The 24,479-nt window shown below is 72.2% G+C and carries 19 protein-coding genes; 4 read left to right on the forward strand and 15 right to left on the reverse strand.

Going from position 1 to position 24,479, the window contains the following annotated elements:
• Positions 1 to 25: 25 nt before the first annotated feature.
• From ACLQ2U_RS26255 to ACLQ2U_RS26270, 4 genes are read right to left on the reverse strand one after another with little or no spacing between them, the layout of a single operon-like run.
• Complete coding sequence (locus ACLQ2U_RS26255) at positions 26 to 760, reverse strand: amidohydrolase family protein (protein WP_425753593.1); 735 nt, start codon at positions 758 to 760, stop codon at positions 26 to 28.
• Positions 757 to 1,521, reverse strand: a complete 765-nt coding sequence (locus tag ACLQ2U_RS26260; RefSeq protein ID WP_425753594.1) for an amidohydrolase family protein — start codon at positions 1,519 to 1,521, stop codon at positions 757 to 759. Before ACLQ2U_RS26260 ends, ACLQ2U_RS26255 begins: the two co-directional genes overlap by 4 nt.
• On the reverse strand, positions 1,518 to 2,498 hold the full coding sequence (locus ACLQ2U_RS26265; protein ID WP_425753595.1) for a dihydrodipicolinate synthase family protein: 981 nt from the start codon (positions 2,496 to 2,498) through the stop codon (positions 1,518 to 1,520). Before ACLQ2U_RS26265 ends, ACLQ2U_RS26260 begins: the two co-directional genes overlap by 4 nt.
• Complete coding sequence (locus ACLQ2U_RS26270; protein WP_425753596.1) at positions 2,495 to 3,652, reverse strand: DegT/DnrJ/EryC1/StrS family aminotransferase; 1,158 nt, start codon at positions 3,650 to 3,652, stop codon at positions 2,495 to 2,497. Before ACLQ2U_RS26270 ends, ACLQ2U_RS26265 begins: the two co-directional genes overlap by 4 nt.
• A 95-nt stretch (positions 3,653 to 3,747) precedes the next feature.
• Here ACLQ2U_RS26270 and ACLQ2U_RS26275 point away from each other — a divergent pair, with 95 nt between their 5' ends.
• Positions 3,748 to 4,968, forward strand: a complete 1,221-nt coding sequence (locus ACLQ2U_RS26275) for a hypothetical protein (protein ID WP_425753597.1) — start codon at positions 3,748 to 3,750, stop codon at positions 4,966 to 4,968.
• A 131-nt stretch (positions 4,969 to 5,099) separates the two neighbouring features.
• Here ACLQ2U_RS26275 and ACLQ2U_RS26280 read toward each other — a convergent pair whose 3' ends face one another.
• The 7 genes from ACLQ2U_RS26280 to ACLQ2U_RS26310 form a co-directional block, all read right to left on the reverse strand.
• Complete coding sequence (locus tag ACLQ2U_RS26280) at positions 5,100 to 6,155, reverse strand: dihydrodipicolinate synthase family protein (RefSeq protein ID WP_425753598.1); 1,056 nt, start codon at positions 6,153 to 6,155, stop codon at positions 5,100 to 5,102.
• A gap of 8 nt (positions 6,156 to 6,163) precedes the next feature.
• A complete protein-coding gene (locus ACLQ2U_RS26285) occupies positions 6,164 to 7,171 on the reverse strand; it encodes an NAD-dependent epimerase/dehydratase family protein (protein WP_425753599.1) in 1,008 nt (335 codons plus the stop codon).
• A gap of 123 nt (positions 7,172 to 7,294) precedes the next feature.
• The gene (locus ACLQ2U_RS26290) at positions 7,295 to 8,176 is read right to left on the reverse strand and encodes a Gfo/Idh/MocA family protein (RefSeq protein ID WP_425753600.1); all 882 of its coding nucleotides are present in this window, start codon (positions 8,174 to 8,176) and stop codon (positions 7,295 to 7,297) included.
• Between the two features lie 55 nt (positions 8,177 to 8,231).
• Positions 8,232 to 9,236 carry a hydroxyacid dehydrogenase gene (locus ACLQ2U_RS26295; RefSeq protein WP_425753601.1) on the reverse strand — a complete coding sequence of 335 codons (1,005 nt, stop codon included), beginning with the start codon at positions 9,234 to 9,236 and terminating at the stop codon, positions 8,232 to 8,234.
• A gap of 40 nt (positions 9,237 to 9,276) precedes the next feature.
• Positions 9,277 to 10,173 (reverse strand): carbohydrate ABC transporter permease, encoded by an 897-nt coding sequence (locus ACLQ2U_RS26300; RefSeq protein WP_425753602.1) that lies wholly within the window; start codon positions 10,171 to 10,173, stop codon positions 9,277 to 9,279.
• Positions 10,170 to 11,069 (reverse strand): carbohydrate ABC transporter permease, encoded by a 900-nt coding sequence (locus ACLQ2U_RS26305; protein ID WP_425753603.1) that lies wholly within the window; start codon positions 11,067 to 11,069, stop codon positions 10,170 to 10,172. Before ACLQ2U_RS26305 ends, ACLQ2U_RS26300 begins: the two co-directional genes overlap by 4 nt.
• Positions 11,070 to 11,131: 62 nt before the next feature.
• Entirely contained in the window at positions 11,132 to 12,373 is a 1,242-nt protein-coding gene (locus ACLQ2U_RS26310; protein ID WP_425753604.1) for an ABC transporter substrate-binding protein, read from the reverse strand.
• A 149-nt stretch (positions 12,374 to 12,522) separates the two neighbouring features.
• On the opposite strand from ACLQ2U_RS26310, the gene ACLQ2U_RS26315 reads away from it, so the two are divergent.
• Positions 12,523 to 13,812, forward strand: coding sequence for a Gfo/Idh/MocA family protein (locus ACLQ2U_RS26315; RefSeq protein ID WP_425753605.1), 1,290 nt, complete (start codon positions 12,523 to 12,525; stop codon positions 13,810 to 13,812).
• Between the two features lie 60 nt (positions 13,813 to 13,872).
• Here the strand turns inward: ACLQ2U_RS26315 and ACLQ2U_RS26320 are convergent, their stop codons facing one another.
• On the reverse strand, positions 13,873 to 16,143 hold the full coding sequence (locus ACLQ2U_RS26320; protein ID WP_425753606.1) for a hypothetical protein: 2,271 nt from the start codon (positions 16,141 to 16,143) through the stop codon (positions 13,873 to 13,875).
• 309 nt (positions 16,144 to 16,452) lie between these two features.
• On the opposite strand from ACLQ2U_RS26320, the gene ACLQ2U_RS26325 reads away from it, so the two are divergent.
• The gene (locus ACLQ2U_RS26325) at positions 16,453 to 18,372 is read left to right on the forward strand and encodes a hypothetical protein (RefSeq protein WP_425753607.1); all 1,920 of its coding nucleotides are present in this window, start codon (positions 16,453 to 16,455) and stop codon (positions 18,370 to 18,372) included.
• A gap of 11 nt (positions 18,373 to 18,383) precedes the next feature.
• The gene (locus ACLQ2U_RS26330; protein WP_425753608.1) at positions 18,384 to 20,303 is read left to right on the forward strand and encodes a hypothetical protein; all 1,920 of its coding nucleotides are present in this window, start codon (positions 18,384 to 18,386) and stop codon (positions 20,301 to 20,303) included.
• Between the two features lie 87 nt (positions 20,304 to 20,390).
• Here ACLQ2U_RS26330 and ACLQ2U_RS26335 read toward each other — a convergent pair whose 3' ends face one another.
• The 3 genes from ACLQ2U_RS26335 to ACLQ2U_RS26345 all read right to left on the reverse strand — a co-directional run bounded on the left by ACLQ2U_RS26335 (position 20,391) and on the right by ACLQ2U_RS26345 (position 24,295).
• Positions 20,391 to 22,472, reverse strand: coding sequence for a hypothetical protein (locus ACLQ2U_RS26335; protein WP_425753609.1), 2,082 nt, complete (start codon positions 22,470 to 22,472; stop codon positions 20,391 to 20,393).
• Positions 22,473 to 22,541: 69 nt separating this feature from the next.
• Positions 22,542 to 23,378, reverse strand: coding sequence for a class II fructose-bisphosphate aldolase (locus ACLQ2U_RS26340; protein WP_425753610.1), 837 nt, complete (start codon positions 23,376 to 23,378; stop codon positions 22,542 to 22,544).
• Between the two features lie 2 nt (positions 23,379 to 23,380).
• A complete protein-coding gene (locus ACLQ2U_RS26345) occupies positions 23,381 to 24,295 on the reverse strand; it encodes a 1-phosphofructokinase family hexose kinase (RefSeq protein WP_425753611.1) in 915 nt (304 codons plus the stop codon).
• Positions 24,296 to 24,479: the final 184 nt, after the last annotated feature.

Genomic DNA, 24,479 nt, shown 5'->3' on the forward strand with positions numbered 1-24,479 from the left:
GCCGGCCCGCCGTCGCGCCGGCGGGTCAGCCGGGCAGGGCCAGCCGGAACAGCTCGGCGGCGTTGCGCCACGCCACCCGCTCGGCCACCACGGGGGAAAGATCGGCGGCGAGCACTGCCCCGTACGCCGTGGCCGGGTCGATCAGTGTGGCGTCGGTGCCGAAGAGCAGCCGCCGGGTGTCCACCGCCGCCGCCACCGCCGCGAAACGACCCGCCTCGGTGTGCGAGAAGCACGGCTCCAGCCAGAGCCGGTCCACCGCGTTCGCCGCCTCGATCGCGTGCCGCCAGCCGTCGGCCCCCATGTGCCCGGCGATGGCGCGCAGCCCGGGAATGTCCACGCACGCCTGGGCGAGGTCGAGCGGGGTCGACCCCCAGGTGTGCACGAGCGCGGGCAGGTCGTGCGCGGCGACCAGTTCCAACGCCGCCCGGGTCTGGGCGGACGTGACTGGCGAGCCGGTGTAGTCGGTGTGGATCTTGGCACCGACAAACCGGCCGGTCGGCAGCAGCTCGCGCAGGTCCCGCTCGGCGTCGGCGAGCTGGCGCGGGTTGACCGTCAGGTAGCCGAGCAGCCGGTCGCTGGTCTCCAGTACCCGGGCCATCGCCCGGTTGCCGGCGGTGACGTCGTAGATCACCGCCTCGGTGGCCGAGGCGACCGCGAGGTCGATGCCGTAGCGGTCCATCACCGCGAGGTTGGTGGCGACCGCGCCAACGTCCATGCTGAAGAACCACGGACCCCAGTGGGCGTGCACGTCGATGATCATGTGGTCAGTCCCAGGATCCGATGGGCGTTCCCGCCCGCCACCGCGGCCACCTCGGCCGGGCCCAGGCCGCCACGGGCCAACCGCAGCCTCGGCACGACCGGCTCGTAGAAGGGGGTGCGGGAGCCGTACAGCAGGCGGTCGACACCGACGTGCTCCGCGACGGTTTCCAGGGCGTCGGGTGAGTTGAGCAACCGGGTGGAGGTGTGGAAGCCCGGTTCGTCGCGGGCCACCACCACGAAGTCGCCCAGGTGGTAGAAGTGCGTGTCGAGGAAGACGACGGTCGCGCCGCGCAGCGGGCGCCAGAACCGGCGTACGTCGCCGCCGGTCAGCACGACCAGCCCGGCCTCGGCCGCCCGGCGGGCGACGTGCCGCACGGACGGGAAGTCGGGCTCGACGCGCTGCTCGTCCGGGAAGAGCCGGACGGCCCGGAATCCCCGCTCGGCGAGCCGGATGATCTCCCGCTCGGCGCCCAGCGGGTCGCGCAGGTCGAGCCCGCCCACCGGCAGCACCCGCAGACCGGTGAGAGCGGCAGCCTCGTCGTTGCCGCTCGACACGTCGAACAGCGCCGCCCGCAGGCTGGCCACGGCCGCCCGCTCGACGCCGTTCGCGGCCAGCGTGGCGGCGACCGCGTCCGGCTCGCCGGAAGGTCCCGGCCGATCGGGGTACCGGCCGACGAGGACGTCGATGTCGAGGGAGACCCGGGGCAGGTCGTCGGCGACGAACGGGTTGCCCGGCTCGGCGGCCGGCACGGCGGCGCTCACCGTGACCCCACCGGCGGGGCGGAGCTGGGGTGACGGGCGCCGAGCACCCGCTCGCGGTCGCCGTCGGGCAGCTCGGGTCCGTGCCGGTCGACGGCGTGGTCCGCCGGGATCCGCGCCTCGTCCGCCGCGATCCAGAGCATCCGGCGCACGTACCCCTCCATCGGCTCGGTGAAGGTGACCTCGGCGAGCCGGTCCAACCGGGCGGAGGCGGCGACGAACGCGCCGTACTCCTGGTCGGCCCAGGAGCGCAGCACGGCGGCGGTGACCGGCACGGCGGCGGCCGCGAGGCCGACCAGGGCCGCCTGCGCGCCCCACATCAGGGACGGGCCGAACATCCGGTCCTCGCCGGTGACCGCCAGCCGGTCTGCCCGGTGCGCCGCCGCCAGCGCCGCCTGGCAGGCGATGGCGTCGTGCAGCCGGGCCACCTTGACCCCGGCCACCCCCGGGTGCGCCAGCAGGCCGGTCAGGTCCCGCAACGGGTACGGCCGGGTGTAGAGGTCGAAGGCGAGCATCGGCAGGCCGGCGGCGCGCCAGAGCGCGTCGTGGTGGGCGACCGGCTCGTCGGCGACCGGGAAGACGAGGATCCCGGCGGCGCCCAGGTCGGCGGCCCGGGTGGCCTGCGCTGCGACGTCCCGGGTGCGCTCCCCCGGCCGGCCCCCCACGCCGACGATCACCGGTACGCCGGTGTCCACCGCCTGCCGGACGACCATGTCCCGGGTCGGCCCGTCGAGGTACGGTCCGCGGCCGGTGTGGGCGAGCACGGCCAGCCCGTCCGCGCCGTCGGCGACCAGCCCGCGCAGGTACCGGGCGAGCACGCCGGGGTCGACGGCGCCCGCGGCGTCGACGGGGGTAGCCGCGGCGGCGATGAGCCGCCAGCGCAGCCGGTCGCGCAGGGCGGCGGCGGCCGGGGCGATCATCGGGCCGTCAACCGCGGCCGGGGCGGTCACCGGGCAAGCCACGGCGGTCGGGGCGGTCACCCGGTCACCGCCGTCCGGACCGCACGGGCGATCTCGTCGACGTGGTCGTCGGTGTACCGCTCGTTCCAGTCGATCACCAGCAGCGTCCGCGCAAGCATCCGCTCGGTGACGGGGAACGCGCCGGGCCCGTAGACCGGCAGCCGGTCCGCGGGCGGCACGGTGAGCGGGAAGCGGGACGAGCCGTACACCGGGGCCTCGGTCAGCGCCGGCGCGCAGTGCAGCGGCAGGTCGAGGTAGCCGGCGCGGGCCGGCACGCCGGCGGCGGCCAGCTTCCCGGCCACCTCGTGGTTGGTCAGCGGCGGGTCGAGCACGATCGGGAACAGCCACCAGGCGTGCGCGTCCACGTCGGAGGGCAGGTGCACCCCGGGCAGGTCGGCCAGCGCTACGGCCAGCCGCCGGGCCGTGCGTCGCCGGTCGGCCAGCACTCGCGGAAGCTTGCCGAGCTGGGCCCGGGCGACCGCGCCGGCCAACTCCGTCATCCGGTAGTTGAGGCCCAGGCTGACGTGCCGGCGGGCGCCGTCGCGCGGCCAGCCCTTGTCGGCGAAGAGCCGCATCCGACGGGCGAGCACGGCGTCGTCCGTGATGGCCAGGCCACCGTCTCCACAGGTGATGTGCTTCCACTGCTGGAGGCTGAAACAGCCGACGGCGCCTGCCGTGCCGACCAACCGGCCGTCCGGGTAGCGGGCGAGCCAGGCCTGGGCGCAGTCCTCGATGAGCGGCACACCGGCCGCATCGGCGACCTCCCGCAGGTCGACGGCCGCGCCGAACAGGTGCACCGCGAGGATCGCGCGGGTCCGTGGCCCGATCGCGGCAGCCACCGCCTCCGGGTCGAGGTTGCCGGTCAACGGATCGACGTCGGCGAAGACCGGGACGGCGTTCTGCGCGAGAATCGGCGCGACCGTGCCGAAGTCGCTGATCGGGGAGGTGATGATCTCGTCACCCGGATCGGGCGCCACCGCGGCGACGGCCAAATGCAGGGCTGCGGTGCCCGAGCTGGCGGCGACGGCGTGCGACACTCCGTGGCGGTCGGCCATCTCCCGCTCGAGGGCACGGACCTCCGTGCCCCAGACCGAGCTGAGCATGCCCGACCGGAGGACCCGGGCGACAGCCTCCAGTTCCTCCGTACCGAGTGTCCGGCCACTGGCGTCCGCCATGCTTGGATATGACACGCACCCTCCCGGGCTTCAGTAATACCGGGCCCGACCGTAATCTTGTGTCGCAGACGATGCAACCCCCACAGGAGGTAGCGGTGAGCATCGAGATCGGGGTCGTCGGGCCGCACGACCTCGTCGACGACGTGGCCGCCACCTGCGAGGAGCAGCCGGGCGTCACCGCCCGACGACTCCACTACGACCATGAGTCGCAGGCGCCGTCGCTGGTGGAGGCGCACTCCGGCCACGTCGAGGCGTGGCTGTTCACCGGGGTCGTGCCGTACACCCTGGCCCGGGAGGCGAACGCGCTGAGCCGGCCGGCCACCTTCGTCGACTACACCGGCGCGACCCTGCTCCAGGCCGCGGTGCGGCTGCTGCGCGACGGACACGACGTCACCCGCATCTCGATCGACACCGTCACCGGCGCCGACGTCGGGACGACCTTCGGCGAGGCCGGCCTGCCGGTGGAGCACGTCCGCTCCCTGCCATACCGCAGCGGCCTCAGCTCCGACGACGTGGTCGCTTTCCACCGCCGGCAACGCAGGGCCGGCGCGCAGGTCGCCGTCACCTGCATCAGTTCGGTGTACGAGGTGCTGCGCCACGAGATGCCGGCGTTCCGGCTCGCGCCGTCGAACCACTCGGTCCGCACCGCGCTGCGGCAGCTCCTGCTGCACGCCAGCAGTCAGGCCCAGGAGGACGCGCAGATCGCGCTCGGCCTGGCGAACCTGCCCGACGGCGACGAGGGACTGCTCAAAGAGGTGGCGATGCTCGGCGGCACCCTCGCCCGGTTCGCCCAGGACACCCACCTGATCGTCACCACGCGCGGCCCGCTGCACGACGCCACCAGCGGCTTCACCGCGCTGCCGATGCTCCGCCGCCTCGCGGACCGGCACGACACCGTGCAGATCGGCTTCGGTCTGGGCCGTAGCGCGGCGGAGGCGGAGAACCTGGCCCGCCGCGCCCTGAACCGGGCCCGTCGGGTCGGCGCCGCCGCCGCGGTGCTGTCCCTGCGCGGCGACACCGACATCCTGCTCGAGTCGACCACGCCGGCGCCACAGCCGGCGGAGGTCAACCTGGCGGTCATCGCGCAGCGGGTCGGCCTGTCGGTGCCCACCCTGCTGCGGTTGCGCGAGGTACGCACCACGGCCGGGACCGAGCCGCTGACCAGTCGGGAGGTGGCCGAACAGCTCAACGTCCAGCAGCGCACCGCCCGCCGGATGCTGCACCGCCTGGAGCTCGCCGGCCTCGCCGAACGCACCGGCAACCTGGCCTCCGGCACCAGCGGACGCCCCCTGACCCTCTACCGCCTCACCCTCTAGCCCAGTACACGCCCGCCCGCCCGCCGCACAGGCCGTCCGAGGTCCGGACCGCGCCCACCCCCTGGGTTGATCAACGCCGGGGGTGGGTGCCGGTCCGCGCCCCCGTGGCGCGGACCGGGTCCCGGGCCTGGTCAGGAGAGCCAGGTGTCCAGGTGTTCGGCGACGAAGTCGTCGTCGCGCAGGTGTGGGTAGGCGTTGTGCACCCGGTCGAGCGCGGCGAGCTGGCCGGGCGAGAGTTCCTCCGCGGGGTCGAGGCACCAACGGCCGGCCAGCAGGCCCTGCCGGCGCAGCACCTCGTGGATGCCGGGGATGCAACCGTGGTAGCCGTTCGCGGCGTCGAAAATCGCGGCGTTGGCGTCGGTGAGGTGACCGTCGAGGGTGAGCAGCCGGCGCAGCGCCCCGTCGTCGCCGCCCCTGGCCCGCCGGGCCTCCTCGAGGAGGGTCACCGCGGTGCCGGCCCAGACCGCCCACTGGCCGAGCAGCCCGCCGACGAACTCCACCTCGACCGGCCGACCGTCCATCATGACCCGGTGCGGCGCGACGAGGTCGGCGAGGATGTGGTCGTCGTTGCCGGTGTAGAGGGCGACGTCACCGTCGCGGCCGGCGGCGACGACGCCGTGCAGGACGTCGAGGGTGCGGTACCGGTCGAACGGCGCCACCTTGATCCCGACCACCGAATCGAGCGCGGCCAGCCGGGCCCAGAAGTCACGCGACAGCTCGCGCCCGCCGACCGCCGGTTGCAGGTAGAAGCCGATCACCGGCAGCACCTCGCCCACCGCGCGGGCCCGCTCGATGAGGGCGTCCTCGTCCAGCTCAGCGTGGGGCGACAGCAGCACCAGGTGGTAGCCCAGCGAGGCCGCCAGTTCGGCCTCGGCGACCGCCTGCGCGGTGTCCCCGCAGGCGCCGGCCACCAGGATGGCGTCCGAGCCGGCGGCGGTCTCGGCGGCCAACTCCAGCACCGGGGCGAGCAGTCCGACCGCGGGGTCGTGGATGGCGAACTGGGTGGTGTGCACGCCGACGGCGATGCCGCCCGCGCCCGAGGCGAGGTAGTAGCGGGTCAGTGCCCGCTGGCGACGCTCGTCGAGTCTGCGGTTCGCGTCGAGGGCGAGGGGATGGGCGGGGATGGCGCAGCCGTGCTGGAACCGGGCCAGGGCCGAGGTCTGCCGGGTGCTCGAAGCGGTCAACACGGTCTCTCCTAGAAGTTGCCGTCGCGGCGCTGGAATCCGGTCGGCTTGCCGAGCAGGGGCAGGCCGCCCGCGACCCAGTCCGCCGTCTGGTCGATCAGCTCGGCGACCGGCACGTCCGGATACCCGAAGAGCCGGTGACAGAGCTGGGCGTTGGACAGCAGGGCGGTCGGCGCCTCGGTGCCGGTGAAGACCGGCTCGCGGCCCAGTCGGGCGGCGAGCGCGGTGGCGAGCTGACGGACCGAGACCATCTCGGGTCCGGTCAGGTTCAACACGAACGGCGGTGTCTGCGTGTGGTGCAGGGCGCGCAGGGTTACCTCGTTGGCGTACCCCTGCCAGACGATGTTGGCGTGGCCCATGGTCAGGTCGACGGGCTCGCCCGCGTGCACCGCGCGGGCGAGGTCGACCAGGACGCCGTAGCGCATCTCGACGGCGTAGTTGAGCCGGATCAGGGCGAGCGGGGTGTCATGCCGCAGCGCGAAGTGAGTGAGGATGCGTTCCCGACCGAGGCAGGACATCGCGTACTCGCCCACCGGAGCCAGCGGTGTCTGCTCGACACAGCCGCCGGCGGTGACCGGGACGAGCGGGTAGACGTTGCCGGTGCTGAGCGCCACCAGGCGGGATCCGGAGAACCGTTGCGCCACCCGGCCGGGCAGGTAGGTGTTGGTGGCCCAGGTCGCGTGCTCGTGCCCGGAGGTGCCGAACTTGGCGCCGACCAGGAAGACGACGTTCACCGCGTCCGGCAGGGCGGCCAGCGCGGCGTCGTCGGTGACGTCCGCCTCGACCACCACGGCGCCCTCGTCGCGCAGTGCGTCGGCCAGTCCCGCCTCCGAGAAGCGGGACACCGCGATGACCCGGGCTCTGGTGCCCGCCGCCGCGACCCCGCGCAGCGCGAGCCGGACCAGGCTCGGGCCCAGCTTCCCGCCCGCACCGAGGATCAGGATGTCACCGTCGAGCTTGCGCAGGTCGTCCACCAGGACGTCCCGCGGCCGCGACAGCCGCTCCTCCAGCTCCGCCACCGAACGCATGAGATCAAGCCCCCTTCCGGATTAACGGTCCCGACCGTAACTTCCGGCCGAGGAACGCGTCAAGGCGTCGGGATGCGGGGATAGAAGGTTTCGGGCGCCGCGGCCCGACGAGGCTCAGACCAGGGCCCGCGCCGACGTGAGGACGCCCAGCACAGCCCGGGTCTGCGACCATGGGACGGGGCTCGGCGCCCCCCGGACCATGCTCAGGAACGCGTCGATGGTGGCCCGGTAGCCGAGCTCGTCGGCGCCGCCGCGCAGCGTCACCCGCAGCTCCCCGGCGCGGGTGTGCACGGTCACCTCGTACGTCTCGCCCTCGCTGACCCCGAGCACCTCCACCGTCCCGGGGAGACCGTCGTCCCACTGCACGGTCAGCAGCCCGGTGTCCTCGGAGCACAGCGGGTGGTAGCGGCGGGTGGCGGCGGCGGCCCCGACCAGCCGGATCCCGGATCCGAGCAGCGCGACGAGCAGCTCCACTCCGTGCAGGCCCATCATGACCAGCGTGCCTCCGCCGATCGTCGGATCGTCCTGCCACGGGTTGTAGCCGGTGGCCCAGAGACCGACGTCGTGCCGGACCGTGGCGCGGACCGCCAGCACCTCCTCGCGGGGCACGTCGAACGCCACGAAGTCCGGCGCGAAGCGGAGCACCGAGGATGAGAGGACCAGCTCCGGAGCCCGCACCACGACCCGGTCCAGCCGGTCGAGCTGATCCGCGGTGGCCGCGGCCGGCTTGTTGACGAAGCAGGGCAGCTTGCGGTCGAGCACCTGCGCCAGCGCCTCGGGCACGTCCGAGGTCGGCACGGTGAGCACCACGCCGTCCGGCCGGCTCGCCAGCAGGGCGGCCAGGTCCGGCACCACGACGGCCCCCGGCTGCTCGGCGCGGAACCGGGCCAGTCGATCCGGGTCGGGCTCCCACACCACCAGCTCCGCCTCCCCGCTCAGGGTCCTGGCGTCGGTGTAGGGGTGGCTGGTGGCCAGTCCGGCGAGGGCGATGCGCATGACCGGACAGGCTACTCATCCAGGCCACCACCCTGCCAGTGCAGGTCAACGGCGGTCAGCCGGTGCTGTCGAGCAGCTCCGGTCGCACCTCGTGCCGCAGTGCCTCGCCGCGCAGGAACCGGTCGACCTCGGCGACCACGATCGCCCCGGCCCGGCGCCGCGACTCGACCGTCCCCGCTGCCTCGTGCGGGGTCAGCAACGCGTTTGGCAGCCCCCGGAAGGGGTGCCCGACCGGGAGCGGCTCCTCGTCGAAGACGTCCAGGGCGGCATCGATCCGCCCGGACCGCAGCGCGGCGAGCAGGGCGGCCCCGTCCACCAGCGTCGACCGGGCGGTGTTGACCAGCAGCGTCCCGGCGGGCATCCGGGCCAGCTCCCGCGCGCCGATCATCCCGACGGTCGCCGGCAGCACCGGCGCGTGCAGGGACACCACCAGGGATCCGGCGAGCAGCTCGTCCAGCCCGACCCGTTCGACGCCGAGCGCGGCGGCCTCCTCGGCGGACAGGTACGGGTCGACCACGAGCACCCGCGCGCCGAGCGCCCGTACCAGTGCGAGGTACGCCCGACCGGTGCGGGACGCGCCGACCACCCCGACCACCGCGCCCCGCAGCTCGCGACGGGGCGGGCCCGCCTTCGCGGTGGCCCAGTCGACCCCAGTGCGCAACGCGTGGTCGAACCGGTGCACCCCGTGCAGCAGGGCGAGGGTGAGGGCCAGGGCCTGCTCCCCCACCGCGTACGCCATGGCGTCGCCGGCCTGGGTGACGCGTACCCCCCGGGCGAAGCTGTCCGCCGTGACGAACGGCTTCACCGATGCGCCGGTGTGGGCAAGCAGCCGAAGCCGGGGTGCGGCCGCGAGCACCGCGGTCGACAGCGGCGCGCAGCCCCAGCTCGTCACGACGACCTCCGCGTCGGCGACCAGCCTCGCCAGGACGGCCTCGTCGCCGAGGTCGGCGCCGGCCGGCGGCAGGCGCAGCCGGCCGAGCGACCCCAGGGCCTCCCACGCGGCGGCGTCGAAGAACAGCTCGCGCAGCGCCGGCGGCGCCGCCACCGCGATCACGCCCACGGCGCCCGTGCTCCCTCCGGTTCCGCCACGCTCCGCGCGCTCACCCCTTGATGCCCGACGTGGCGACGCCCTCGGTGAAGTACCGCTGCCCGATGAGGTACGCCATGAAGATCGGCACGAACGCGACCACCGACCCGGCGAGCAGCATGTTCAACGCCACGTTCTCCTGCTGCAGCGAGGCGATGCCGGTGGTGAGGGTACGCATGTCCAGGCTCTGCCCGACGATCAACGGCCAGAGGAAGTCGTTCCAGTGCCACAGGAACACGAAGACACCGAGTGTTGCGAGGATCGGCTTGATCAGCGGCAGCACGATCGAGACGTACACCCGCCATTCCGAGCAGCCGTCCAACCTGGCCGCCTCGAACAGCGAGTCGGGCAGCGAAGCGATGAACTGCCGCATGAGGAAGACCGCCTGGGCGTTGGCCAGGGTCGGCAGGATCATGCCCCAGTAGGTGTCCACGCCGTTGAGCTCGGAGATGATGATGAACGTCGGGATCATCGTGACGTGGTACGGCACCATCAGCATGGCGAGGAACGACCAGAACATCGTCTCCTTGCCGGGGAAGCGCTTCTTGGCGAAGGCGTAGCCGGCCATCGAGGCGAAGAGCAGCACGCCGACCACCGACACCACCGAGTAGATGAGCGTGTTCCCCATCCAGCGCAGCACGCTCTTGGCGCCGATCACCGTGTCGTACGCCTCGGTGGAGACCGGCCAGGGCAGCAGGCTGTCCGGGAACGTCACCGGTCCGGTCGGCTTGAACGACAGCACGACCATCGCGTAGAAGGGGAAGAGGGTGACGGCCGCGCCGATCAGCAGCAGCACGGTCCGCCCGACGAGCCAACCCCGGCTGGCTCGACCGGGCCGGTAGGGCCGCCGGGCGTTCTGCGGGATTGGTGGGGCGGGGACCGTGGTCGGCGGCGCGATGATGTCGGTCATTCTTCCCTCCCCAGGGTCAGGCGCTGGATGAGCGCCACGACGATGGTCATCACGAACAGGGCGACCCCGACCGCGCTGGCGTAACCCAGGTCGAAGTACTTGAAGCCCTGGTCGTAGAGCAGGTAGACGAGGCTGTAGCTGGACCGCACCGGACCACCGCCGGTCATCACGTAGATCATGTCGAAGACCTGGAACGAGATCGTGGTCTCGATGATGGCCACGAAGAACAGCGCCGGGCGGAGCTGGGGCAGCGTCACGTACCGGAACCGCTGCCAGGCCGACGCGCCGTCGGTGAGCGCCGCCTCCTCCAGCTCCGCCGGGATGTCCTGGAGTCGGGCGAGCAGGATGAGCATGCCGTAGCCGAAGCGGGACCAGACCGAGACCAGGACCAGCGCCGGGAGGACCAGCGCGCCGTCGGCGAGCCAGGACTGCGCGGGCAGGCCCAGCGCGCCCATGGCCCGCGACCATGGGCCGCCCTCGGCGAACACCCAGGAGAAGACCACGCCGGCCAGGACCAGGCTGGTCACCACCGGCAGGAAGAAGATGGAGCGGAAGACCTTGGAGCCGCGGAAGGCCCGCCGGGTCAGCAGCGCGATGCCGAGCGAGGCCAGGATGGACAGCGGTACGGACAGCGCGGTGAAGATGACCGTCACCCGCAGCGCGGACCAGAACGTCGGGTCGTCGACGAGGCGGCGGAAGTTCTCCAGCCCGACGAAGCCGGTCTCGCCGCCGATGGTGTAGTCGGTGAACCCGAGGACCACCCCGGCGATCGCCGGGCCGAACCGGAATATGGCGAAGAGCAGCAGGAACGGCAGGACGAACAGCAACGCCGTCCCGGCCTCGCGCCCTGACGGCCGGCGCAGGCGGCGGCGACGGCTCGCCGGGAGTGCAACCATCTGACAACCTTTCTCGGCAGCTCGCGGTGGGCAGGGTACGCCCACCGCGAGCCGCGCCAGCATCAGCCGAGCAGCGGGGCGGCGGCCTTCGCCGCGTCGTCGAGCGCCTGGTCCACCGACTTCTTGCCGAGGAGGGCGGCCTGGATCTCCGGGGCGAGGACACCCTGGACGTCCCGGGCCTTCTCGTGCAGCGGGCCGACGGTGGAGGTGACGACGTGCTTCTCCTGCTCACCGAGGACGGGGTCGCCGGCGTAGAGCGCGCCGGTGGACTTCTTCGGGGAGAAGAAGCTGGAGGCCACGTCGTACTTCTTGGTGTTCTCGGCGTTGGTCGCGAAGGCGATCCACTTGCCGGCGGCGTCCTTGCTCTTGGCGTTCTTGAGCATGGAGAGCGAGCCGACGGTGCCGTAGCCGATCTGCTTGGTCCCGGTGAAGTGCGGGACGACCTGGATGTTCTCCTTGCCCCAGAACTTCTCGACCTCCGTCAGCGGCACGTGCCAGACGCAGGCCACCTTGTTCTGCGCGATGCGGGTCTGCTCGATCGGCGGGGCAGTGGTGAGCAGGGTCTTGTCGACGTAACCGCCGTCGACGAGCTGCTTGGCGAAGGTCAGCGCCTGCTTCCCGGCGTCGCTGTTGAAGGCGACCGACTTGCCGTCCGGGCTGAACACGTCGCCGCCGGCCTGCCATAGCAGCGGGTAGAAGGTCTGGTTCAAGGTTTGCTTGGCGTCACCGGCGTACGCGGTCATGTCGTAGCCCTTGGCCTTGAACTTCGGGGCCATGGTGAGCAGGTCGTTCCAGCTGGTCGGGTAGGTCGTCTCGCCGACGGCGGCGAAGACCTTCTTGTTGCAGATCGGCGTGGCGGCGCTGGTGAGCACGGGGGCGCCCATCATCTTGCCGTCGATGGTCACCGACTTCACCACGTTCTCGTGGTAGTCGCTCTTGGCCGCGTCGTCGAGGTACTTGTCGACGGGCTCGATGTTGCGGGCGTACTTGGGCAGCTGGTCCGGGATCAGGTAGACGACGTCCGGACCCTTGTTACCGGCGATCGCGGTCGCCAGGGCCTGGTCGCGGTTGGCCCAGGGGAAGATCTCGGTTTTGATCTCGATGTCGGGGTTGGCCGCCGCGAACGCCTTGGCGGTCTCGTCCCAGTAGGCCCGGTGCTTGGCCTCGTCGAAGATCACCGGGTAGATCCACATCGTCACGGTCTTCTTGTCCGAGTCGCCGGAGCCGGACCCTCCACAGCCGGCGGCCGCGAGCGCGGCGACGAGCGCCACCGCAACGGCCGACAGGCTCTTCCGAACACGCATCTCGCATCCTCCCAGGGGAGCTAGGTTCGCAGTAGGTTAACTTACGGTCCGGGCCGATACTAGAGCTGACGAGTTTCAAGATCGCATCGTTACTGTTCCCTACGACCAGTCGCCCGATCGATCCACACCCCTAATAGCGAAGGGCTCCGATGAGCGTCTCTCTGGCCATCGTCGGCGCGGGCAGCCGCGGCAGCGCCTACGCGGGATACGCCGAACGCTGCCCGGACCGCGCCCACGTCGTCGCCGTCGCCGAACCGCGGTCCGGGCACCGGGACGCGCTAGCCGACCGGCACGGCGTGCCGGCCGACGGCCGGTTCCCGTCCTGGCAGGCCCTCGCCGACCAACCCCGGCTGGCCGACGCGGTGGTGGTCGCCACCCCCGACCGGGAGCACACCGGACCGGTCGCCCGGCTCGCCGACCTCGGCTACCACATCCTGCTCGAGAAGCCGATGGCGCCGATCGAGGTGGAGTGCGACGAGGTGGTCCAGGTGGCCCGGCGTACCGGGATCCTGCTGACGGTCTGCCACGTGCTGCGGTACACGCCCTACACGGCCGCCGTCAAGCGTCTGGTGGCCGCCGGCACCGTCGGACGGATCATCGGCGTCGAGCATCTCGAACCGGTCGGCTGGTGGCATTTCGCGCACTCGTACGTACGGGGCAACTGGCGCCGTGCCGACGAGTCGTCCGCCAGCCTGCTCGCCAAGTGCTGCCACGACCTGGACTGGCTGCGGTACGTCGTGGACGACGTGCCGGTGCGGGTGAGCAGCGTCGGCTCGCTGCACCACTTCCGCCCCGGGAACCGGCCGGAGGGTGCCGCCGACCGGTGCCTCGACTGCCGGGTGGAGGCGCGCTGCCCCTACTCCGCGACCCGCTTCTACGCGGAGTGCCTCGCCGACCCGCAACGGCGCGTCTGGCCGCTGTCGGTGGTGACCCGCGACCTCACCGAGGACGGCGTACGGCTCGCGCTGCGGGAGGGCCCCTACGGCCGGTGCGTGTATGCCAGCGACAACGACGTGGTCGACCACCAGGTGGTGACGGTGTCGTTCGCCGGCGGAGCGAACGCGACCCTGACGATGAGCGCCTTCACCCCGGCCGGGCACCGGCGCACCCGCATCATGGGCACACGGGGCTACCTGGAGGGTGACGGCGAACGGATCACGGTCACCGACTTCGTCACCGGCCGGACGACCACCGTGGACGCCACGGCCGGTGGCGCCGACGCCGGGTCCGGCCACGGCGGCGGCGACCACGGGTTGATGGCCGCGTTCGTCGAGGCGGTCGCGACTGGTGACCGGTCGCTGGTGCGCTCCGGGCCGCAGGAGTCGCTGGACAGCCACCGGATGGCGTTCGCGGCCGAACGCAGCCGGCTGGCTGGCGGGATCCCCGTCGAGCTCGACCCGGCGCGGTTCACGACCGAAGTGCCACGCCCCGCCCGTTGACCGGCACGACACCGGCCCGGACGACCACCGCCGTCCGGGCCCGCGACCGTCCCCCGATGTCTACCGGCCCACGCCGGTGCCCGCGGCCGTCGCCACGATCGCATCCTGCTCGGCGTCGGTGAGCGTGCCCGCGTCGACCAGGCCCTCGGTGACCGAGGCGACGTGCGCGACGAAGGCCCCGTGGTTGGCCCAGTCCGCCTCGTCGCGGATCAGGTCGTTCACCGTGCACCCGTCGTCGGCATACCGGTTGGCCACCCCCGAGTCGACGCCGTCGACGACCACCCGGGGCCGAAGGTCGGAGCGTGGACAGGCGTCCGCCTCCGGCACGTAGCGCAGCAGGTGGGATCCGTACTGGACTGCCCGGTTGGCTGCCTTGACCCCGTTGCGGAACCACAGGTTGCCCTGCTGGTCCTGGGTGAGCCGGTACGTCTGCGCGTCCCGGATGACCCGTACCGACCTCGACAGCGCGTCGATCTTCAGCAGGTACCCGTCGAGCGAGGCGTAGACATGCTCGTCGGCGGCGTTGACCACGAGTTCGTCCTGCACCCCGGAGTAGCCGCCCGGTACGTCGAGCCGATGCACCACGGTGCCGGTGGCCGGGTCCAGGATGAAGAGCTCACCGTCGGCGAGTCCCCAGATCATGCCGTCCGGGCCGGCGACGATCGAGGTGATCGCGTCGGCACCGGGCACGGGGGTGTACTCCGCGATCTTCTCGCCGGTGGCGAGGTCGGCGGTGAACACCTTCGCCTCGACCGCCCTCGGCTCGGTGCCTCCGCCGCCACTGACCGTCGTACCGGCCCAGAGCCGATCACCGACCACGGCCAGGGTGATGACGCCCTGGTCGGCGACGATGTCCCGATGCGTCGTGCGGGCGCCGGTCGCGGTGTCGTAGACGGTGAGCGCTCCGCCCCACAGTCCGTAGTCCGGCGTGCTGCCGACGTAGACCTTCGTGCCGGCCGAGGCGAACGCGATCGGGCGGTTCTGCCCGTCCGGCTGTAACCGGAACAGCTCCCGCGGATTCGTGCCGAGCCGGTACGGCCGCGACGGCTCGTACTCCAGCACCCCGCCGTACGGGTACACGCCCTGGTACATCTTCCCGCCGAGCCACCCGAAGCCGTCGGCCTGCCCGAGCCGGCCGAGATTGGTAGGCGTACCGGTGGCGGGGTCGAGCACGGTCAGGTTGCCGTTGATGTAGAGGTTGGTGTAGATCCGACCGTCCGGGCCGGCGCTGATGTTGTTGATGTCGAGGGCCTGCGGGGGGAACGGCAGCACGTACCGCTCGTTCGCGCCGGTGCCCGGGTCGTACCAGAGTGCCTGGCCCGCATAGTTGCCGATCGTCGCGTACAGCCGGTCGCCGAGGAAACCGAACCCGATCCCCGCACCGCCGGCGACCACCGGTTGGCCGGCGGCGTCGCGCACCGGGCCGTACGTGTCCGTCGGCACGTCGTAGCGCCAGAGGTCGTTGCCGGAGGTGAAGTAGACCGACCGCCCGTCGGGAGCGAGCGCCGAGGTGCCGCGGGACCCGATGGAGAATCCGTCGGCGAGCACCGCGCCGGTGTCGGGGTCGAGCACGAGCGCCTGCAGCTTGCTGCGTTTGACGAAGAGTTTCCCGCCGACCAGATTGATGTCGTAGGGGTGGCTGGGGTCCCCGCGCAGTGCCTCCGGCCAGATGTCCCGCTTCTCCCCCGTGGTCAGGTCGAGACGGATGAGATGGCCGCGGCTGCCGATCGCCGCCCACAGCACGTCGCGTGACTCGTCCACCGCGACGTCGATGACGTACTGCTCGCCGGGGAACATGCGACCGTGATCGCGGAAGCCCCCGTCAGGCGAGTAGGAGAAGACGTGCGCCCCGGGGTAGGTGCCGCCGTAGACCCGGCCGTCGGCACCGGGCCGGAGTCCGTAGAGCACGGTCTGTCCCGGCACCGGCGCACCGAGGTCGACGGTGGCCCGGGTGTCAGCGTCGTACGAATAGAGGTGCGCGTTGGGGTAGCTGCCCGCGTAGACCGTTCCGTCGGGCGTCTGGGTGATTCCCCAGGCGCCGGAGGAGTCCGGCAGGTAGGCGGTGTCGAGCAGTTCGCGGGTCACCGGGTCGGTGACGCTCAAAACCCCCGGCGAGCCCATCTGGACCCCGTAGGCGACCGGGCGGTCCCCCGCGCCGGTGCCGTAGTAGGTCTCGAAGACGGTCAGGGCGGTCTGCTGGACGCCGAAGTCGGTGGTGGAGCCGGGCCCCACATCCGCGGCGGGTTCGGCGGCCGCCACCGGGCCGGCGCCAGCCAGAAGAGCGGTGGCGACGGCGGCGGCGAGGCCACCTCGGACGGTACGGCTGGTCATCGGACCTCCGGTCGGGATGACAGGTGACGGATCACCCGGGTTCGGGTCTACACGCCGACGGCTGTGCGCGGCGGGCCCGGATGCAGGGATGCCGGCGACTCTATTACGGTCGCGCCCGGAATTCCATAGCCGACCATGAATCACACACCGCACCACTGGCGGGATCGAGGCACACCATCCTCCACCCCCGACACTCTTTGCCGCAAAACCCGCGGACCCCCTCGACGTGGCGAGTCGGATGTGATGGGCTGGTGTCCAATTACAGCCTGGGCCGAAATTGCCCCCCGCTCTCCCCCACCGGAGGCACTGTTGCGACGCAGAACCCTGACGGCGGTCCTCGCCCTGGCCGCCCTGACCTTCGCCCTACCGGTCGGCGCCGCGCAGGCCGACGAGCCGGCACCCGGCACCGTCACCGACCTCGGACCGGCGTCCGAGGTCACCTCGGTCAACGGCTCCGAGTTGATCAACGGCAGGATCTACACCGCCACCGGAGGCGTGTCGCCGGTCGTGGTCGGCGGGTACGACCTGACCACCCAGAAGATCGAGCAGCGCTACGAGCTGCCGACCGGGGGCGGCGCCTGGGCGACCGCCGCAGTCGGCACCGACCTGTACGTCGGCACGTACACCCCGGGCGACCTGTACCGCATCGACACGACCGGCACCGCCGTCACCAAGGTCGGCAGCGCCTCCCCCGACTCGTTCATCTGGGCCCTGGCCAGCGCCCCGGACGGCAAGGTCTATGGCGGCACCTACCCGGGTGGACGCGTCTTCGAGTACGACCCCGCGACCGGAGTCAAGCGGGACTTCGGCGCCGCGGTCCCCGGCGAGCAGTACGTGCGCAGCATCGCCGTCGACGAGACCACCATCTACGCCGGCGTCGGATCGCACGCCCACTTGATCGCCATCGACCGGGCCACCGGCGCGAAGCGGGAGATCCTCCCACCCGAGTTCGCCGACCGCACCTTCGTCGCCACGCTCACGCTGAAGGACGGCATCCTCGCCGCGGGACTGTCGGCCACCGGCACGATGCTGGTGATCGACACCGCCGACCCGACGAAGTACGAGGTCGTGGAGACCGGCGACAGCTACGTCACCGCGATCGCCGTCGACCCCGCCCGCAACGACGTCTACCTCGGCACCCGACCGTCCGGCACGTTACGCAAATACGACCGGGACACCCGGCAGCTCAGCACGCTCGCGGTGCCCTACGACGGGGCCTCGTTCGGGCGCATCTTCGTCGACGGCGACAAGCTGCACGGCGTGGTCACCAACACGGTGGTGACCTACGACCTGAACACGGGCGAGCTCACCGGGGTGGACCTCGGCCAGGCCGGGCTACCGCCCGCGCCGGAGCTGCCCATGGCCATCACCACCGACGGCCCCCGGGTGTACGTCTCCGGCAAGGCCGGTGTGCAGGTGCACGACCTTGCCGCCCGCACCTCGGTCCGCCGGTTCCTCCCGGGCGAGGCGAAGGCGATGACGCCGATCCGCGGTGACATCTGGATGTCGGTCTACACCCTGGCGTACCTGTTCCGGATGGCGCCCGACGGTGACCCGCAGCGGGTGACGACGATCGGCAACGAGCAGACCCGGCCGCTGGACGCGACGTACTCGGCGCCTGACAAGACGCTGGTGGTCGGCACGGAACCGGAGTACGGCCGCTACGGCGGAGCGTTGTCGCTGTACAACGTCGCCACCGGCGCGCTCGACGTGTACCGCGACATCATCCCCGACCACTCGGTACGCTCGGTCGCGACCCTCCCCGGTGCGGTGTACCTGGGCAGCAGCATCACCAACGGCTACGGCACCACGCCGCGGGCTACCGAGGCGCGGCTCGCCGGCTTCGACCTCGCCACCCGTACCAAGACCTGGGAGATCGTGCCGGTGCCGGGCGCCAAGCACATCGTCGACCTGGTCACCGTCGGACACCGCCTCATCGGAGTCACCGAGACCGGAGCCGTGTTCACCGTCGACAGCCGGACCCACGAGGTGACCGCGACCACGACGGTCGCCGGCGGACAGATCAAGATGATCCTGGTCGACGACGTCATCTACGGCACCAACGGCAAGGACCTCTGGCGGCTCGACCCGGAGTCACTGCAGGTCACCCCGTTCGTGACCGGGCTGAACGCCCAGTGGTACGGCGCCTCCGCGCTGCTCACCGCCGCCCCCGACGGGTCGGCGCTCTACGCGCTGCGCGGCCGGAACCTGGTCCGGATCGAGCTGTGAGGAGCATCGGTATGCGTGTGTCACGACGCGCCCTGCTGGCAGCCACCGGCGCCGGTCTCGCCCTGCCCCTGGTGGGCCGGGCGGGCCCGGCGGCCGCCGCCGGTACGGGCGAGATCATCGGCCTGGGGCCCGCAGTACTCGGCGCGCCGATCGTCGGCGCGGCGGTCCGCGGCGACCGGGGCTACGTGGTCACCCGCGGCCTGGTTCCCCCGATCCTCGGGGAGATCGACCTGGTCAGCGGTCGAGTGATCCGCAACGTGGAACTTCCCAGCGGCCAGGGCGGCTGGGGCGCGACGGTCACTGACGACACGGTGTACACCGGCATGTACCCGGTGGCCGACGTGCACCGAGTCGACCGGGCGACCGGAACGGTGACCAGCTTCCCCCGGCTCGGGAACGAGCAGTTCGCGTTCGACCTCGCCATCGCACCGAACGGCCGGATCTACGCCGGCACGTACCCCGGTGGGCGGGTGTTCGAGCTCGACCCGGACACCAACCAGGTCCGCAATCTGGGCGCCGCGGTGACCGGTCTCCGGTACGTCCGGTCCATCGCGGTCGATCCGGTCGGGATCGTGTACGCGGGAACCGGCACGGCCGCCCGGCTCGTCGCCATCGACCCGGCGACCAACAGCCGGACCGAACTGCTGCCGGCCGAACTGTTCGGCGAGTCGTTCGTCTACGAGGTCGCGGTCTCCCCCGAACTGATCGTCGCGGGTACCGAGCCCGGTGGCCGGCTGGCCGTGCTCGACCGGGCCGACCCGAGCCGGTACACGGTGGTGGCCTCCGGCGAACGGACGGTCGACGCCATCGTGATCGACGGCCGGACCGTGTACTTCACCGCCCGCCCGAGCGGCGCGTTGTACTCGTACGACGTGGACGCCGGGCGGCTGACCCGGCTCGGCATACCGGTACCCGGCGAGGAGACCCGCGGACTGTTCCTCCGGGACGGGTCGGTGCTCGGCGCGTCCGGCGGCGGCATGTGGTGGCGGTGGGCCGACGGGGGCGCCACCGTGGTCGACCTCCAGCAGGCCGGGCTGCGGCTCGGGCCGGAACCACCGCAGTCGGTGTCGGCCACCGGGGACGGCCGGGTCCTGGTCGGCGGCAATTTCGGTCTGGCGGTGCACGACCTACGCGACGGCGCGGTCAATCGAGTGCCGATGGGCGGTGAGGCGAAGTCGATGACGTCGGTGGGCGACCGGACGTTCATGGCCGTCTACCCGGGCGCGTTCGTCGACACGTACGACCACCACACCGGGGCCATCCGCCGTATCGGCGAGATCGGCGGATACTCCAACCGACCCCGGGACATGCACTGGGACGACGCCACGGAACTGCTCCTGATCGGCACCCGCAACCAGTACGGCCACACCGGCGGCGCGCTGGCCGTGGTGGATCCGGCCTCCGGCCGCATCGACGGCTATGAAGGACTGGTACCCGACCAGGCGGTCGGCGCGGTCACCGCCCACCATGGGGTGGCGTACCTGGGTACGGAGATCTCGGCGGACGGTGTCGCCCCGAGGGCCACCGAGGCCTTGGTGCTGGCGTTCGACCTGGCCACCCGGGAAGCCCTGTGGACCTGGAAGCCGATTCCCGGCGCCACGGCGTACGCCAGCCTGCACTGGCACCGGGGGCTGCTGTACGGCGTCACCAACACCGGCGTGCTGTTCGTCGGCGACCCGGCCAGCCGCACGGTACGGGCGACCGGCCAGGCCGCTCCCGGCCGGGTGGGCAAGTTCGCGCACACCGTCGGCCGGCCGACTCTGGCCACGACCGACGCAGTGCTGTGGGTCGACGCGGACGCCTCGACCAGAGCGGTGGTGACAGGGCTGGCCGCCGAGTGGTACAACGAGGCCCAGGTGGCGGTGGACGGCCGCACCGGGGATCTGTTCACGCTGCGCCGCAGGGAACTCGTCCGGATCGACCAGGACTGACCGACGACGTAGACACGACGATGGGCCGGCGTACCCGCCGGCCCATCGTCGTCTGCTGGGAACTGGTGTCCGCTCAGCCGCTCACGGTCAACCGGTCACGGTCACCCGGTACAGCTCCGGGCCGTCGCCGAGGAACAGCCGTCCGTCCGGGTGCACCGCGAGGAACTCGGCCGGCCGGTCCAGCAACTGCGTCGAGGCGCCGGTCGAGGCGTCCAGCCGGAACAGCAGGTGGCCGCCGACCAGCGCGTACAGCGTGTTGCGGGCGGCGTCGTAGCCGAGCCGCGCCCGGCTGCCGGACACGCCCGGCGTGAGCTGGATGCGCTGGACCACCGTGCGGGAGGCCACGTCGACGGCGAAGAGCTGCCCGCCGGCGAGCCCCCACAGCAGCCCGGACCGGTCGACGACCAGCGCTGGGATGGCCTTCGCTCCGGGCACTGGGGTGATGTCGAACGCCTTGCTGTCGGTGGCGATGTCCCAGCCGAACAGTCGGGCCTCGGTCTGGGTCGGCGGCGGCACGGTGTACCCGCCGTCGATCGAGGTGCCGCCGAGGATCAGACCGCCCGCGTACGCCAGGCTCACGATCGACGAGTCCGTCACCACCGGCCGGTGCACGGTCGCCGCCCCGGTCGCCTTGTCCACGATGGCCAGCGCGCCGCCGAGGGTCGTGTTCGGCATCGTGCCATAGGCGACCTTCTCCCCGGCATCGGTCAGCGCCCGCGCCCGCACCTGGTCGTAGGACTTCAGGTCGAGCAGCTTGACCGGGTTGTCCGAACTGCCGGGCAGGCCGGGCGAGTACTCCGGGCTGCTCCACTGCCGGCCCGGGTCGTACCGGTACAGGCGCGAATCCGGGTACGCCCCGAGGTAGACCTGACCATCTGTCTCGAGCACGCTCTCCACCTGGGCGAAGCGTTGGAAGTCCGCCTTGCCGGTGTCCGCGTCGATCCGGGCGAGGCCGCCGTTGAGGTAGCCGCCGGCGTAGACGGTGCCGGACGGGCCGACGTTCAGCGCCGCCAGGGGGATGGGCTCGCCCGGCACGTCGGTGCGCACCACCTCCGACCGGCCGGTCAGCGGGTTGTACCGGAACATCTCGCCGCGCCAGAGCAGTCCGACCAGCGTGCGCCCCGGCCACCGCGGGTCGGCGAGAGTGACCCACCCGATCCCCCGGTTGTTGACCACCCGGCCGGGGAACACCACCCCGGTGTCGGTGAATGCGCCCGTCTCGGGCCGGTATCCGGTGAGCCGGCCGGCGCGCGTGAAGTAGACCAGGCCGCCCGGACCGGGCTCGGAGACGTCCAGTCCGGCCACATTGTCGACCAGGTCGGTCCACTGCCGGCGGCTGATGTCGTACACCCCGAGGCGGCCGTTGATGGCCGAGCCGAACCGGGCGTACACCCGGCCGTCGTACGCGTTGAGGTCGTACACCGTCTGGCCGGTGCCGCTGCCGATCCCGTCCGGCAGCGGTAGCTCACGACGCTCGCCGCTCACCTTGTCGATCTCGAACAGGTGCGCGTCCGGCTGGGTGCCGGCGTAGATCTTGTCGCCGGTGACCGCGAGGCTGCGGACGTACTGCGTTCCGGGGAGCACCTGGCCGTAGTCTCGAGTCGCGCCGGTGGCGGGGTCGTAGGAGAACACCCGCGCGCCGGGGAAGGTGCCGCCGTGGACGGTGCCGGCCTCGTCCACGGCGAGCCGCCAGATGTACGTCTCCGACGGCAGCGGCCGCCCGAGGTTCTCGACCGGGCTGTCCGGGCCAGGCCTGCGCCGGTACAGGTCGCCGGTGCTGTACGCGCCGACGTACACCGTTCCGTCCGGTGCCGCGGCCACCGCGTACGAGCCGGGCGCGCCGGTCAGCTCCTGGACGGAGACCGTCCGACCGGTGGCCGGATCGATCGCCGCCAGCCGGGCCGGCTCACCGGAGACCGCCGACCAGAGCAGCGGCTTTCCCTTCGGTCCGGGCGCGACCGTGCCGCCGATCAGCAGGACGTCGCGCAGCGGAATACCCAGGCTGTCGACGGTGACCGTGGGTGCGGCCTGCGTCGAGGCGTCCGCCGGCCCGAACACCCGTGGCGTGCGCGGACCTTCGGCCGCGGCCGGCAGTTCGCCGAGCACTGTGCTGCCCAGCGCGGTCAGTGCCGTGAGTTGGATGACATTCCGCCGTTTGAAGTACGTCATGTGGTGAACCCTCCGAGGCTGAGGCGTGCCGGGAACCCCTTCCCCGGTACGCCGGTATGGACGTTCGGGTCAGGCCGGATTCAGCGCCGTGAGCAGATGCGCCACGATGTCCGCGACCGCGTCGCGGGCCGGCCGCAGGTACGTTCGCGGATCCACCGGAGGGTCGGGCCGAGCCAGGGCGTCCCGGACAGCCCCGGTGTACGCGAGATTCAGCGCCGTGCCGATGTTGATTTTGACCATGCCGTGCGCGACGGCGGCGCGCAGCTGGTCGTCCGGCACTCCCGAGGACCCGTGCAGGACCAACGGCACCGGCACGCTGTCGCGCAGCTGCGCGACGAGGCTGAGATCGAGGGCGGCCTCCCTGACTGTCATCGCGTGCGAACTGCCCACCGCCACCGCGAGCGCGTCGACGCCGGTCGCGGCCACGTAGGACTGCGCCTGGCACGGGTCGGTCCGCGCCCCGCGAGCGTGCGCGCCGTCCTTGCCGCCGATCTCACCCAGCTCGGCCTCCAGCCACAGTCCCTGCCTGTGCGCCCAGCGGGCAACCGCGCACGTGGCGGCGACGTTCTCCTCGTACGGGCGGGTCGAGGCGTCGAACATGACGGAACTGAAGCCGGCGTCGGCCGCCTGGTACAGCAGGGACTCGTCCGCGACGTGGTCCAGGTGCAGGGACACTGGTACCCGCGCCTGCGTGGCGATCTCGCCGAGGGCCGCGGCGAGGGGACGTACCCTCCCCAGGTGGAATCGGACGGCGTTCTCGCTGACCTGGAGGACCACCGGCCGGTCCACCCGCTCGGCGCCCGCGACGATCGCCTCGGCGTGTTCGAGTGTGATGACGTTGAACGCGCCGACTCCGCTGTCGGCAGCGGCGGCGGCCGCGACGATCTCGCCGGTGCTGGCTCGCATCCCTAGACCTCCTCGACGTGCACCAGGTCGCGAAACCGTCGGTAGGCGTCCCGGTCGACCTCACCGGCCACCGGGCGCAGCACCGCCGCGGCCGACAGCGCCACCGCGTCGGCAAGCCGCTCCGGCCAGCCGTTCCCGGCGACGAGCCCGCGCACGAGTGCGGCGACGCACGCGTCCCCGGCGCCGGTCGGGTTGCCGGTCAGCGGCTCCGGCGGGCGGGCCACCCACCGACGGTCCGGCGTCGACGCGAGCAGGCCGTCCGCACCGGCCGACACGACGACGGCCCCGGCACCCGCGGCCAGCAGAGACCGGACACCTGCCCAGATGTCCTCGTGATCCGTGGCCGCCGAGAGTTCTGCCCGGTTCGGCTTGACGACGGCGGGTCCGGCGGTGACGCCCAGGCGCAGCGCGGAGCCGTCGGCGTCGAGCACTGCCAATACGCCGGCATCGCGGGCGGCGGAGATCAACCGCGCGTAGCCGTCCTCCGGCACCCCGGCAGGTGCGCTGCCCGAGAGCACCACGGCGGCCGCGTCGGGGAGCATGCCACGGTATCGGCGCAGGAAGGTTTCCCACTCGTCCGCATGCACCCGGGGTCCGGGCTCCCAGAAGCCGGTCGCGTCGCCGGCCGCCCTGTCGACCACCGCCAGCGTCCGCCGCGACTCGCCGGCCACCGCCACGAGCTGCTCGGTGATCCCCGCGGCCACGACGTCCCGCCGGATCCGGTCACCGGTACCGCCGCCGGCGAGCCCGGTCAGCACCACGTCCTCGCCGAGGGAGTGCAGGACCCGGGCCACGTTCGTCCCCTTGCCCCCGGCGTGCTCGGCTGTCGAGGTGACCCGGTTGCCCGCATGCCAACGGACCTCGTCGACCACATAGGTGACATCGAGCGCGGCATTCAGCGTGACGCAGAGAATCATCGGGGGTCAGTCGTTGAGATCGAGCTCAGGCCCGGCCCCATCCGGTAGATCTCGCCGTCATCCGCGACAGCGGCGCTCAGAGCAGGCAACGCGGCCCACCCGAGAGCGGCCGGGCCACCCCCGAGCACCGCCCGGCGGGTCACCGACGGGGCGACGCCAGGTTGCCGGGGCGAGGAATCGTTCA

This window comes from Micromonospora sp. DT47 (genome assembly GCF_049844475.1).
In the GTDB taxonomy this organism is placed as follows: Bacteria; Actinomycetota; Actinomycetes; order Mycobacteriales; family Micromonosporaceae; genus Micromonospora.